At 57.9% G+C, this 13,935-nt stretch carries 11 protein-coding genes; 9 read left to right on the plus strand and 2 right to left on the minus strand.

What is annotated here, in order from left to right:
- Positions 1 to 11 precede the first annotated feature (11 nt).
- Positions 12 to 2,459: a Lon protease family protein gene (locus tag AC1MEE_RS29250; RefSeq protein WP_480412904.1), complete on the plus strand. Its 2,448-nt coding sequence runs from the start codon at positions 12 to 14 to the stop codon at positions 2,457 to 2,459.
- A 175-nt stretch (positions 2,460 to 2,634) separates the two neighbouring features.
- Positions 2,635 to 2,964, plus strand: coding sequence for a PA4575 family protein (locus AC1MEE_RS29255; RefSeq protein ID WP_480412905.1), 330 nt, complete (start codon positions 2,635 to 2,637; stop codon positions 2,962 to 2,964).
- 23 nt (positions 2,965 to 2,987) lie between these two features.
- Here AC1MEE_RS29255 and AC1MEE_RS29260 read toward each other — a convergent pair whose 3' ends face one another.
- On the minus strand, positions 2,988 to 4,859 hold the full coding sequence (locus AC1MEE_RS29260; RefSeq protein ID WP_480412906.1) for a hypothetical protein: 1,872 nt from the start codon (positions 4,857 to 4,859) through the stop codon (positions 2,988 to 2,990).
- Between the two features lie 466 nt (positions 4,860 to 5,325).
- Here AC1MEE_RS29260 and AC1MEE_RS29265 point away from each other — a divergent pair, with 466 nt between their 5' ends.
- From AC1MEE_RS29265 to bamJ, 7 genes are all read left to right on the plus strand, one after another.
- On the plus strand, positions 5,326 to 6,534 hold the full coding sequence (locus AC1MEE_RS29265) for an HlyD family secretion protein (RefSeq protein WP_480412907.1): 1,209 nt from the start codon (positions 5,326 to 5,328) through the stop codon (positions 6,532 to 6,534).
- Complete coding sequence (locus AC1MEE_RS29270) at positions 6,534 to 7,799, plus strand: hypothetical protein (protein WP_480412908.1); 1,266 nt, start codon at positions 6,534 to 6,536, stop codon at positions 7,797 to 7,799. Before AC1MEE_RS29265 ends, AC1MEE_RS29270 begins: the two co-directional genes overlap by 1 nt.
- 1 nt (position 7,800) lies before the next feature.
- Positions 7,801 to 9,951 carry a glycosyltransferase family 2 protein gene (locus AC1MEE_RS29275; protein WP_480412909.1) on the plus strand — a complete coding sequence of 717 codons (2,151 nt, stop codon included), beginning with the start codon at positions 7,801 to 7,803 and terminating at the stop codon, positions 9,949 to 9,951.
- Positions 9,952 to 10,217: 266 nt separating this feature from the next.
- Positions 10,218 to 11,654: an efflux transporter outer membrane subunit gene (locus AC1MEE_RS29280; RefSeq protein ID WP_480412910.1), complete on the plus strand. Its 1,437-nt coding sequence runs from the start codon at positions 10,218 to 10,220 to the stop codon at positions 11,652 to 11,654.
- Between the two features lie 126 nt (positions 11,655 to 11,780).
- Positions 11,781 to 12,269, plus strand: a complete 489-nt coding sequence (locus AC1MEE_RS29285; protein ID WP_480412911.1) for a TIGR00645 family protein — start codon at positions 11,781 to 11,783, stop codon at positions 12,267 to 12,269.
- A gap of 138 nt (positions 12,270 to 12,407) precedes the next feature.
- Positions 12,408 to 12,710, plus strand: a complete 303-nt coding sequence (locus AC1MEE_RS29290) for a DUF6482 family protein (protein WP_480412912.1) — start codon at positions 12,408 to 12,410, stop codon at positions 12,708 to 12,710.
- Between the two features lie 144 nt (positions 12,711 to 12,854).
- Positions 12,855 to 13,472: a BamJ family beta-barrel-assembly machinery protein gene (bamJ, locus tag AC1MEE_RS29295; protein ID WP_480412913.1), complete on the plus strand. Its 618-nt coding sequence runs from the start codon at positions 12,855 to 12,857 to the stop codon at positions 13,470 to 13,472.
- 89 nt (positions 13,473 to 13,561) lie between these two features.
- Here the strand turns inward: bamJ and AC1MEE_RS29300 are convergent, their stop codons facing one another.
- The gene (locus tag AC1MEE_RS29300; protein ID WP_480412914.1) at positions 13,562 to 13,804 is read right to left on the minus strand and encodes a PA4570 family protein; all 243 of its coding nucleotides are present in this window, start codon (positions 13,802 to 13,804) and stop codon (positions 13,562 to 13,564) included.
- Positions 13,805 to 13,935 lie beyond the last annotated feature (131 nt).

The following is a 13,935-nucleotide window of genomic DNA, read 5'->3' on the forward strand; positions in this document are numbered from 1 at the left end:
AAGGATGCCCGATGCCCGATCCTGTTGCTGCCAGCCTGCGTATTGCGCCTGAAGCGCTGACACGTCCTTTTTCCGCTGAACAGTTCAGCTTCACGACGACCAATGATCTGGAACCCTTTCGTGGTGTGCTCGGCCAGGAGCGAGCAGTAGAAGCCTTGCAGTTCGGCGTGGCCATGCCGCGCCCCGGTTACAACGTATTTGTCATGGGCGAGCCCGGCACGGGCCGCTTCTCCTTCGTCAAGCGCTACCTCAAAGCCGAAGGCAAGCGCATGCAAACCCCGTCGGACTGGGTTTACGTCAACAACTTCGATGAGCCACGCGAGCCGCGTGCGCTGGAGTTGCCACCCGGCACTGCGGGCGCGTGCATGGCCGATATCAACGGTCTGGTCGATAACCTGCTGGCGACCTTTCCGGCCGTGTTTGAGCACCCGTCCTACCAACAGAAAAAAAGCGCCATCGATCGTGCTTTCAATCAGCGCTATGACAAAGCGCTGGACGTGATCGAGCGCCTGGCACTGGAAAAGGACGTTGCCCTTTACCGCGACAGCACCAACATTGCGTTCACGCCGATGAGCGAAGGCAAAGCCCTGGACGAGGCCGAATTTTCGCAGCTGCCAGAAGTTGATCGTGACCGTTTCCACGACGATATTTCCGGCCTCGAAGAGCGTCTCAACGAGGAGTTGGCCAGCTTGCCGCAATGGAAGCGCGAATCCAGCAACCAGATGCGTCAGCTGAACGAAGAGACCATCACCCTGGCCTTGCAGCCGTTGTTGGCGCCACTGTCCGAGAAATACGCCGAGAACGCCGGGGTCTGCGCTTACCTGCAAGGCATGCAGGTTTACCTGCTGAAAACCGTGGTCGAGCAGTTGGTCGATGACAGCAAAACCGACGCCCAGGCGCGCAAGCTGCTGGATGAGCAATATTGCCCGAGCCTGGTGGTCGGTCACCCGGCCAGCGGCGGCGCGCCGGTGGTGTTCGAGCCACACCCGACCTACGACAACCTGTTTGGCCGTATCGAATACAGCACCGATCAAGGCGCGCTGTACACCACCTATCGCCAATTACGCCCCGGTGCACTGCATCGGGCCAACGGCGGTTTTCTGGTGCTCGAAGCCGAAAAAATGCTCGGCGAGCCGTTTGTCTGGGATGCGCTTAAGCGCGCACTGCAATCGCGCAAGTTGAAGATGGAATCGCCACTCGGCGAACTGGGTCGTCTGGCGACTGTGACCCTGAGCCCGCAAATGATCCCGCTGCAGGTCAAAGTCATCATCATCGGCGCACGTTCGCTGTACTACGCGCTGCAAGACGTCGATCCGGACTTCCAGGAGATGTTCCGGGTGCTGGTGGACTTCGATGAAGACATCCCGATGGTCGACGAAAGTCTGGAGCAGTTCGCCCAGTTGCTGAAAACCCGCACCTCGGAAGAAGGCATGGCGCCGTTGACCGCTGACGCCGTGGCGCGTCTGGCGACCTATAGCGCCCGCCTGGCCGAACATCAGGGCCGGTTATCGGCGCGCATCGGCGACCTGTTCCAGTTGGTCAGCGAGGCCGACTTCATTCGCCAACTGGCCAATGAAGACAAGACCGATGCCGGGCATATCGAACGCGCGCTCAAGGCTAAAGCCACGCGCACCGGTCGGGTTTCGGCGCGGATCCTCGACGACATGCTCGCCGGCATCATCCTGATCGACACCGCAGGCGCTGCGGTGGGCAAGTGCAACGGGCTGACCGTACTGGAAGTCGGCGATTCGGCGTTTGGTGTGCCGGCGCGGATTTCGGCGACGGTCTATCCCGGCGGCAGCGGTATCGTCGATATCGAACGTGAGGTCAACCTGGGTCAGCCGATCCACTCCAAAGGCGTGATGATTCTCACCGGCTATCTGGGCAGCCGCTATGCGCAGGAATTTCCGTTGGCGATTTCCGCGAGCATCGCTCTGGAGCAATCCTACGGCTATGTGGACGGCGACAGCGCATCGCTGGGTGAAGCCTGCACCTTGATCTCGGCGCTGTCGAAAACACCGCTCAAGCAGTGTTTCGCGATTACCGGCTCCATCAATCAGTTTGGCGAAGTGCAGGCGGTGGGCGGGGTCAACGAGAAAATCGAGGGCTTCTTCCGTCTCTGCGAGGCGCGTGGCCTGACCGGCGAGCAGGGCGCGATCATCCCGCACGCCAACGTTGCGACCCTGATGCTCGACGAGCGCGTGCTGCAAGCGGTGCGTGCCGGACAGTTTCATGTTTACGCGGTGCGCCAGGCCGACGAAGCGTTGAGTCTGCTGGTCGGTGAGCCTGCCGGTGCGCCGGACGAAGACGGTCAGTTCCCGGAAGGCAGTGTCAATGCCCGCGTGGTCGAGCGCTTGCGAGTCATTTCTGAGATGCTCAGCGATGAGGAACTCAAGGACCTGGAGAAAGAGCCGGCACAGTTGCAGCCGGAACTCAAATCCCTGGCCAAAAAAAGCTGATTCAAAGGGCAGGGCGCCGACGTAGTGGCATGACCATTCGGCGCCCGATCACCCCTTAGGCCTTTTCGAATGCTGTTTTTCTTCTATTCTGGAGACATACCACAGTTGTCAAAAGGATTGACGCGCTCCTTCATCGGTTCGAGGAGTGAACACTGTAGCTATCGAGGAGCTCGCCATGCCGCGCAGCCTCTGTCTTACCCGCCAATGTCTGGGACTGGTCACCCGTATCGAATGTGTGATTCGCCCGCTCTCTGGAGATAACGGTATGTGGACGTTACTGTTCGCAGCCGGCATGTCTGGGGAACAACCCTCCGCACTCAAGGCTCAAGGGCCTTTCCACGGGCCTCTGGCCGCCGAATCAGTGTTGATGGCCATCGCCGAAAGCCTTGCCCTGCACGGCTATCAGGTGGCCAATGACGTGCCAATTTGGCAGTTGCATCTGCAAGGCGAGTTGCGCCGCATAAACGGTGACAGTTCGCATAGTCAGCGAACGCTCCAGTTTTGAACTCGCGGTGCTGACGAGGTTTTTTACTCGTCTACGTCCGGGGCAGCTGAAGTCGTCTGGTCAAGTTCTTCCAGACTGGCTGCGCTCGGCTTGTCGAGTTTGACCTTGAACGCCAAACTTATCCGTTTCACATGGGTGCGCTGGTAGGCCTCCAGGCTTGCCGGCTCGCCGTAGAAGTAATGCACGTCAAACATAGGGCTGTTCTTCTTGGCCTGTTGGCTGACCGAGAGGACTTCCTTGAGGTATTTGCCCTTGCTGTCTTTGCCATAAAAGCGCCATTTCTCATGGGGGAAATGCGTCTGGTCGATGATCAGCGCATTACCCGTCAACGTCAGCCCTTCGGGCAGTTTGCCGACGTCCATGAAGCTTTTTTCGATGTGACCCAGGTAAAACGGCATGGTCCCGGAAGCATAGGCGGGCGGTCGCGGGAACTTGCTCAGGTCATAGCTGATTTCGCCCTCCAGGACGTCGACTTCATAGGCGTCGAACGGCAGTTCGATTTCATTGCCTGGTTTTCCATCCAGGCCCTGCGTATAGAACGAGATCAGGTTTTCGCCAGCGCCAAACAATGAGCTGCGCATTTCGTCGCTGAAGGTCCGCGGATGGTTGAATTTGATTTTCGCGTCTAGCGGGTTATCCACATTCTGGTGAATGACGATGCTCTTTTTGAGTTGCTCTTCACTGAGGTCGTAAGTCTTGAGGCGGTCTTCGACCTGGGCGTCATATACCACCACCGGAAGCGGCAGCGGCTGGATCGTCAGGCCGAAGGTGTGCTCGTCAAACTGACGAACCGGCACGCTCAATTCGGTTTTACTGACCTTGGTTTGCGAGTAATCCAGCACGCTGACCTGGACCCTATCGATCAGGCCGTTGAAGTACATTTTGGCGTAGTGGGTTTTCTGCTTCTGGTTGAACGCATGCAGGTCAGCGTCCAGCTGATTCTGAAATGCCTCGCTGTATTGCTTTTGGTCCATCAAAGCGGCGAGCTGTTTCTCATAAAACGCGATCTGTGTGGCGTTTAGAGTGACACCCCCCGAACGCGAGAGAAACTGCCGGGTTTTGTCCTGCGCCTGGATGATCAGAGGGTTGAAGTCCTCATCGATCAGCTCGTCTGAGAGGCTGGCACTGTTCTGCACTTCGACCTCGGCGTAGTTCTTGTCGAGGGCCAATAGGGTCACGGTAATGTTGTCGTCTGTGCGTTGGGTGCCGACATCTTTTTTCGAGAAATCGAAGGTGCTGACCTTGCGCGGTGTCACCACCTGAATTTCGCCGTTGAGCGTCACTGGATTCGGTTTGGTCTTCGCGTTCAGCGGCGGTGTGCCCTCTTTGTAGGGGTAGATCAGATCCAGATCATTGGGGCTGGTCGTGTCATACAGCGAAGGCGTCAACTGGATGCTGGTGGAGTCTTCCACTCTTTCCTTGGCGAAAGGGATCGTTGTTTTATTGTCGAGCGTGACTGATTGCCAGTTCAGGTTGCGCGGAAACGGGAACTCGGTCGGGGAGTGAAAGGTGAACGGGAACACAGGCTCGAGGGTCGTCAGAGTGTCGGAATCGGACGACTTGCGCTGTACGAACAGACCCTTGATGTAGGTATCGGTCACAGCCTGGGTGTCAGGGTAATCCTTGAGCAAGGCCAGACTGTCTTCGCTGTAGTGGGTCTCGATGGGCTTCTTCTGCATCTCCAGCTTGATCTGTTCGAGCATCAGCAGAGAGCCGCCGAGGTCGGTGATCTCTTCTTTCAGTTTCGGGTCCTGAATGGTTTCGAGTTTTTTCTCGAACTGCTCGGCTTTCGCTTTGAACGCGGCTTGCTGTTCTTCGTCGGTTTTTTCGGAGCAACCGCTCAATAGCAGCGAGAGCGCCAGCGCCAGGCTGGTGAGAGCAAATCTGACATCCATTTATGGTGTTCCTGTCAGGTGTTGAAGGGCGTCAATGGCGCCCGAACCGATCCCGTTCGCGTTCGTCGTAGCCTTGGAGTCTAAAGCACGCAGGCTGGGTTCGAGGTTGCATTTCAGTGTAGTCGGTATGATGCCAGATTAATGACGCCACCAATCAAATGCGCCATGTACTTGACAGTCATGGAGGTCGGACTTAACGTCGTACGCTCCGATCCGGCAAATCCGGGTTGTGTTTCATGGCTCTGATCTACCCGCCAAAAAGACAGGAAGGCTTATTCCTGCTCGTAACAAAAAAATAATAATAATCAATGGGTTAGTACTGTTTCAAGCCCGTCGAACAACTGTCATTTTTTTCAGTTTTATTTGCCTTCTGCCCTGCACAGTCACGGGTTTTTATCGCCTGCCTGTCGGGTCGAACCGTTCATGTGCCGAATGTGCTTATTACTCTGCGAAGGAGAGCAGGAAGATGGATGAGACTCGCGCCAAGCGCTTTTCACTTTCCCTATTGCCGCGCCTGGTCGGGTTCGGCGTATTGATTTTTATTGTCTGGCTGTTGTTTTCGACGCTGTTCATGCCGTTGCTGTCTTCGTCCGCGACGCGGGCCATTTTGAATGCACCGATGATTTTGCTGACAACGCCTATCGATGGCGTGGTCAGTTCGCTCACGATCCAGCCCGGAGCGACCTTCATCAACGGGCAAGACATTGCGACCATCGAAAATCCGCGGGCCAATCAAGAAGCATTGCTGACGTTGCAAACCCGTCGCTTGACCCTGGAACAGGAATTGTCGTCATTGACCAGCCAGGCGGAGCATGACCAGCAGTATTACGACGCGCTGGAGGCAACCAGTCAGCAATATCAAACGGCGTTTCATTCACGGCAGATGTTCACCCAAAAAGCCTTGAGGGCGGAAAGCAGTGCGGCCAGCGCTCGTTTGGTGGAAGCCCAAGGGACCGTCGAGCGTAATCTGGAGCTGTTTCGTCAGGGCGCTGTCAGCGAAGCGGTGGTGGATTCTTCCAAAGCTCAGTTGGCATCCCTGCAGGGCGCTGCCGAGTCCGTCAGGTCGCAGGTGCGGATCAATGATGGGGACCTCAGCGCGGCCAACGAAGAGGTTTATCTGGGGCCCGATCAATTGCGCTTATTCAATCTCAAGGCGCAAATGACCACCTTGCAATTCAGCCTGGTCAACCAAGCCAAAAACCGGGCGACCCAACAACAAGAACTCGACAACCTCAACCGCTTGATTGCCACCGAACAAGCCAGGGTCAAGCTGATGGCCATGTATGACGTGGTGGCCTATTCACCTGGCACGGTCCAGGAACTGGTGGCGCCGCAAGGAACACTGGTGCGTGCGGGTGCGACCTTGATCCGGGCAACCGATTGCAGCCAGAGCTACGTGATTGCGGTGTTCCCGGAACGAATGGCCAGCAAGATCGATCGCGACAGTGTGCTTCAGGTGACTATTCGTGGGCTGGATAAAACCCTGAAGGCCAAGGTCGTGCAACTGCTGTCCAGCCACTCGGACCTTCAGTCCAGCAGCTATAGCGTTCCATTCCCCTACGCCGAGCAGAACTCGGTCTACGTGGTCGGTGCCTTCGATACCGATCTCACGGAAGACCAGCGGGCGTTGGCCTGCAACCCCGGGCATTGGGTCACCGCCCAGGTCGTACGTTGATGGCCGCCTCGTGCGGTGGCGGGAGGCGTTGGGTGCTGGCGCTCGGGTTCCTGGCGGCCGGTTATTGCGCAAGCCCGCTGCTCGCTGCGGATGCGATGACGGGCCTGGCAGTGACCACCTGCACCCGCCTGGACCAAGCGGTGCAGGCACAAGCAGAAGGACCAGTGTTGTTGGCCAGTTATCCTCCCTTGGCGGGTGAGGAACCGGATATCCAGGCGCTGCGTGAGGTTGCGTTCACTTACGATAACGCTCTGGCCAGCATCGCCTTGTTCGCCTGCGGAAAACCGCAATCGGCACGTCGGATTGCGGATGCGCTGGCGTACGCGACTTCAAACGACCCTGAATATCCGGACGGACGATTGCGCAACGCCTACGCGGCGGGGCCTGTTAACGGGCGCGCGATGCGCCTGCCTGGTTATTGGAGTGTGCAGCGTAACGCGTGGAATCAGGATGCTTATCAGGTCAGTAGCGCCACGGGTAATCAAGCCTGGGGGGCACTGGCGCTGTTGGAGGCATTTCGCCAAACCGGGGAGCAGCGCTATCTCGATGCGGCTCGAAGCGTCCTGCACTGGACTGAACAGAACACCTACGACAGCCAGGCGCCCGAAGGGTTTATCGGCGGTTACTACGGCTACACCTCCAGGCAGGTCAAGCAGGGCTGGAAATCCACTGAGCACAACGCTGACCTGGCTGCCGCCTGGACGGCCCTGGATCAATTGGCGCCGGACGAACATGCGGCGCATCAGGCGCAGATTGCGCGCGGGTTCGTCCTCAGTCAGTGGGACGCCAGTGAGGGCCGCTTTCTGATCGGCACGCTGGGCGATGGGCAAACGTCCGAGCGCCAGCGCTCAGGGCTGGACGCGCAGATTTGGCCGTTGATTGCTCTGCAAGACCCCCCGGCTGATTGGCGTCGAGTCTTTGAATTCATCGACCAGCAGCACCGTGCCGGGTCCGGTTATGGTTTCAATCGTAACCCGGACGGTTTGTGGACCGAGGGCACGGCGCAGGCCGCTGCGGTTGCCTGCCTGATCGGACTGCCTGAAAAAGCGCAGCCGCTCTGGGCGGTTCTGGCCGCTCAGCAAGCGAGTGATGGCTGGCTGTTTGCAACGCCTGAGTCGCGCATCAGTACCGGTCTGGCTATAGGTCCGGACTCTGTCGCCAACGATTTTTTTTACTACCACCTGCCTCATCTGGGCGCCACCGCATGGGCGGCAATCGCCGCTACTGGAGTCAATCCCTTTACGGGTTCTCAAGAGGTGAACTGACATGCACGCATGGGACACGCTGCAACTATTGCAGATCAATTTCTGGACGCTGGCGATGGTCGTCCTGTTCAGCTGCCTGACGCACCGCGACCAATGGGCTGCGCGAGCCGCTTTCGGCGCAATGACGGGGCTGCTGCTGATCAGCTACGCCGTCTGGCGGGTCCGCGATACCTTGCCTCGCACTGATGCCGGTTTTGCCACGGTCTGGTCATACAGCTTTTTGTTCTTTGAGCTGCTGGCGGTCAGTTACACGTTGTTTTCAATCATCGTGATGCTGTGCCGCTCGGATCACCGGGTCAGTGCCGATGCCGGGGAACGCCGTCTGCGAGCAGCGGGTCAGGAGGTGCCAGCGGTGGATGTGTTCATCGTGACCTACAACGAGGGACTCGACATTCTGGAGAAAACCGTTGCCGCCGCCCAAGCCATCGACTACCCCAACTTTTCCATCTGGGTGCTGGATGACACCCGGCGCGACTGGTTGCGCGACTATTGCACCAAGGTGGGCGTGAGTTACACGCGTCGCGCCGATAACGCGTACGCCAAGGCGGGCAATCTCAACAACGGTTTACGTCATTCGGCCGACAGCAGCAACGCGCCGTACATTCTGGTCCTGGACGCTGACTTCGCCCCGCAGCAACCCATTCTCATGCGCACCCTGGGTTTGTTTGATGATCCGCGGGTCGGGTTGGTGCAGACCCCGCAGTTTTACTACAACCCTGATCCGATCCAGCACAATCTCGGTTCGTCGACCTGCTGGGTCGACGAACAGCGCGTGTTCTTTGACGTCTACCAACCGGCGAAGGACGGCTGGGACTCTGCGTTCTGTGTCGGTACTTCGTTTGTCATTCGCCGCGACCTTATCACCGAGGTCGGCGGGTTTCCCACGGGCTCGGTGTGCGAGGACATCTACACCACTTACAAATTACTGCAGAAGGGCTACATCACCCGCTGGCTGAACGAACGTTTGTCCATTGGCCTCTCGGCCGAGGGGCTGAGCGAGTACATCAATCAGCGCGGACGTTGGTGTCTGGGCACGATTCAGGTGGCGTTGCTCAAGGACGGCCCGCTGCGGGGCAAGGGCTACACGCTCAATGATCGCCTGCATTTCCTGCACGGCCTGATGCACTGGTTCTCCAAGCCGTTCATTTTGATGATGCTGGTCTCGCCAGTGTTGTACTGGTACTTCGGCATCGCCGGGTTTTATGCGGCCCCCGCCGATTTTCTCGCCTACGGAATGCCCGCGCTGATTGCTTTTTGGGGGTATGGCACCTGGGTCACCGACCGTCGAACGCTGCCGATTTTTACCGAAGTCACCCAGATCGTGGCTTCATTGGCCGTCACGGCGACGCTCATCAGTGCCTTGTTCCGCCCCTTCGGCCGCCCGTTCAAAGTGACGGCAAAAGGCCTGGATCGCTCCAAAACCGCAATTCACTGGAAGTTGTTCGGGTTCTTCTGTGCGCTGACCTTGTTCTCGCAGATCGGCGCCTATACCGCCATTGCGACCGCGGGCACCTTCGACGGCAACATGTTGTTCAATCTTTGCTGGACCGTGGCCGCACTGGTCTACAACCTCGCGACACTGGTGGCTTGCGTCGACCGGCCACGCCTGCATGGCGAAGAGCGATTCCCCTTCGATAAACCTGGAGCTCTTCGTATTTTAGGGGCGACCCTGGCGTGCCGGCTGGTGGATATTTCCACCAGCGGGGCCTCTTTATCCTGCGTTTTTTCGAGGTTTATAAAGCCTGGCCTTCGTGGTCAGGTCTGGGTCAACAAGGTGGGCTGGGTCGGCGTTGAGGTCATGCGAAATCACCGCACTGATCATTTGGGTGTGCAATTCATCGAGATGTCCGAAGCGCTTCGTCTTCGGCTCATCGCCCGGCTGTTCAGCGATGCGACGGCCAACGTTGCCGCCAAGGCCGAGCCAGGCATGGCTTTTGGCAGCTTGTTACGGCGTTCGTTGCTGGGCGAAAAGCGCGCCAGATCGGTACCGCTGCGGCGCGCCAGACGGCCGTCCAGACTGTTTGCTCCGCGATTCAAGCCCGTGCGTGGCGGTTTGATAAAAAGGCCCGTGCCGCAGGTATTCAGAGCCAAAGGTAACGTCCTGACACTCGCGCTTTCCCAGATACGAGCGCTGCTCGGTCACTACTTGTAGGAGATCCCGCCCCGTCTTCGACGCCGCGCTGTCGCGCAGCAAACTCGGTCTCGATTCTGCCCGGAGGGCGTAGGAGCTGACTTGTCTGCGATAGGCCGGGGTCGCGTCCGACACGAAGGACCTTCCAGCGATATCGTGTCCAGCCATTTTGCGACTGCTTCGCAGCCGATCGCAGACAAGTCAGCTCCTACATAGGATCGGTGGCTGACTTAAAATTTATATTTTATTTTTCAATGACTTATAGATTTAATGATAGGAGCGCCAACATGAAAGGCTGCGTACCCACTACCTGTTTGGCATCCCTACTTATCATGAGTGGCTGCTCTCTGGAGCCCAAGTATCAGCGGCCGGACGCACCCATCGACCAACAATGGCCGCAATCGGCGTCAGCGGGGTGTTGCAGCGCCAAGGCGGCGTTCGACCAGGATTGGCATGGCTTTATTGTCGACGGGCGGCTCAGGCAGTTGATGGAGCTGGCGTTGAGTAATAACCGCAATTTGCGTCAGTTTGCCGCCAGTGTGGAAGAGTCCAGAGCGTCCTATGCCGGCGCCGAAGCCAATCTATTCCCCTCCATCGGCGTCAACAGCTATGCCGGGCGCAGCAAGATACCGCCGCTGGTCAGAACGCCTGGCGGAGGTGATAGCGCAGGCAGCCTGGCCAATACCTTTCAGACGACGGCCGGTTTCACGTCTTATGAGCTAGACCTGTTCGGCCGGATCCGCAGCCAGCGAAATGCAGCCGGTGCCCGTTTCGAAGCCTCGGAGGCCGATTACCAGACGGCCCGACTGGCCTTGATCGGTGAAGTCGCCAGTACCTGGTTGAGCCTGAAGGCCAATCAGAATTTGTTGGTCTTGTCGCAGAGTACCTACGATTCCCAGAATCACTACGGACAGCTACTGCGTTCGAGTTACAACCTGGGCTCTTCGGCGCGGATCGATGTCCATCAGGCCGATGCCCAGACCAACACCGCCGCGGTTCAAGTCAACACCTATCGCATGAAGGCGGCGCAGGATATGAACGCGCTACGCGTGCTGGTGGGTCAACCCGTGCCCGCAGGCCTGTTGCCCGAAGGTGAGTTGGGCAAAACCCTGGCGACGGCCGATGTTCCGGCGGGGCTGCCGTCAACGCTGATCGAGCGCAGGCCGGACATCATGGCGGCCGAAGCCTTGATGCGAGCCGCCAACGCCGATATCGGCGCCGCGCGTAGTGCCTATTTCCCCACCTTTTCGCTCACCTCTGCATTAGGGAGCCTGTCTGGAGACTTTTCCAGGCTGCTGACCGGTCCGGCCGAATTCTGGTCGGTGGCGCTGTCCGGCTCGTTGACGCTGTTCGACGCCGGGGCTCGGCGCGCACAGGTGGACGCCAGCCATGCGCGATACGACGAGCGAACTGCCGCGTATGAGGGAACTGTTCAGAATGCATTTCGTGAAACGGCCAACGCCCTCAATGCACGTCAGGAAATGCTGATCCAGGTCGACTTTCAGAAGCGTCTGGTGGGTGACTATCAAGAAGCCTATCGTCAGTCCCGCCTGCGCTTCGAGGCGGGTCTGGACAGCTATTTTTCCACCATGGACGCCCAGCGCTCATTGTTCACCGCGCAACAGCAGTGGTTCGAAATGGAGCTGGCGCGAGAAATCAATCAGGTCAATCTGTACAAGGCCCTGGGCGGAGGTTGGAAGCCATCGTTGAATGTCGCTATGTGACGGGCAGGCCTACATGTTTGGTAACTGTTTTTCCTGGAAAGGCGCGTTCTATAGGGCCTGTCAGCCGTTTCACAGAAACCGTCGCTGATATACTCGCGGCCATTTTTTAACCGCCTGTGAGTTTTGATGGACCGCTATTTTGAGAATGCGATGTACGCATCGCGCTGGTTGTTGGCGCCAATTTACTTTGGCTTGTCTTTGGGTTTGCTGGCCCTGGCCTTGAAGTTTTTTCAGGAAGTCTTTCACGTCATCCCCAACGTGTTTTCTCTGGCCGAGTCCGACCTCATTCTGGTGCTGCTGTCCTTGATCGACATGGCCCTGGTCGGCGGTTTGCTGGTGATGGTGATGATCTCCGGCTACGAGAACTTTGTTTCGCAACTGGACATCGACGAGGACAAGGAAAAGCTCAGCTGGCTGGGAACCATGGACTCCACCTCGCTGAAGATGAAAGTCGCGGCGTCGATCGTGGCGATCTCCTCGATCCACCTGCTGCGGGTGTTCATGGATGCGAAGAACATCGAGCCGCAGTACCTCATGTGGTACGTGATCATTCACATGACTTTTGTCGTTTCCGCTTTCGCCATGGGCTATCTGGACAAGCTGACCAAGCACTAAGCGTTCTCTCGTCGCCCGGCCCTTTCGCTCGTCAGTGAGGAAGTGGACGGGCGGTGTCGTTTTGACGTTGTGATTTCGCCGTCCTGTACAAGACTTATTAAAACTAAACGTTCTGTACAGCTTTGACAGGGGCGAATCATGAACCTCCAGGAACTGACCGCTTATGCCAAAGCCGGGCGTGTCGATGAATTGAATCTGATCTCCATGGAAGGCGGTATCTATCTGCTGGAAGCCCGCATGCGCGGCATGTCGCATCCGCTCAATGATCTGAATGGCAGAACCCTGCACCTGCGCTCGGTGGAGCATGCGCGAGACCTGCTACACGCCTTACCGAAGGTGCCGTTCAATTTGGTGCATGCCGTCGTTCACGATGAAATGTGCGGCCTGCGCGATGTCGACGAACAAACCCTGCGTGTGCCGATCCCCTTTCACTCCGCCTGATAGCACCTGCGGGTAGGGAGCGTTTGCTCATCTGTGCTAGGCTGCTTGCCCTTTTGATTCGGGGCGTCTCCGGCATGCCGTGGATTTGCAGCGCAGCCTGCCCACGTGCGGTCTTTTCCAGGCGCCCCTCAGCGGAGCAGTGTTATGTCCGAAGTTAATCTGTCCACCGACGAAACCCGCGTCAGCTACGGTATCGGCCGTCAGCTGGGTGACCAGCTGCGTGATAACCCGCCACCGGGCATCAGCCTGGACGCGATCCTGGCAGGTCTGACGGATGCGTTCCACGGTAAAGAAAGCCGCGTAGGTCAGGAAGAATTGTCTGCCAGCTTCAAAGTCATCCGCGAAATCATGCAGGCAGAAGCAGCAGCCAAGGCTGAAGTGGCTGCGGGCGCTGGCCTGGCTTACCTCGCTGAGAACGGTAAACGTGAAGGCGTTACCACCCTGGCTTCCGGCCTGCAATTCGAAGTCCTGACCGCAGGCGAGGGCGCCAAGCCATCGCGCGATGATCAGGTTCGTACTCACTACCACGGCACCCTGATCGACGGCACTGTGTTCGACAGCTCCTACGATCGCGGCCAGCCTGCTGAATTCCCGGTCGGTGGCGTGATTGCCGGCTGGACTGAAGCCCTGCAACTGATGAACGCCGGCAGCAAATGGCGTCTGCACGTTCCGAGCGAATTGGCTTACGGCGCACAAGGCGTTGGCAGCATTCCTCCGCACAGCGTTCTGGTATTTGACGTCGAGCTGTTGGACGTTCTGTAAGCATCACTTTGTAAGCTGATGATTGCTGAATGAATCGTCCTGATTCGTTCAGCAATGACGGGCACGCAACCTGTAATCAGACCTCATCGTCAGTGCAGCTCACCCGTGGGGCGTAGCGCCCGCGCATAGCAGAACAGAAACAGATTGCGCACTAGCTCCTTCAACACCCCGGGTTCGCTCGAACTCAGGCCCGTGACGTCCAGATCCCCCTGATCGCGCAGTTCGTCCAATGCTTCCTCTTCCAATACCGCACAGACTTCCCCGGTTTCACGGTGGAGGATTCGTAGGTAGGGGTGTGGGCGGTCCAGCCAGGCATCGATTAAATAAGTCATGTCTCATCTCCTTGAAGGGTTTAATGAGAATAATTCTTATTAAGATAATAGCAAGGGACTATGGAGGATTTGTTTGGAAAGGGGGGATGTCAGGTAGGCCGCCTTCGCAGACAAGTCAGCTCCTACAGGGG

This window comes from Pseudomonas sp. ASL3 (assembly GCF_056680425.1).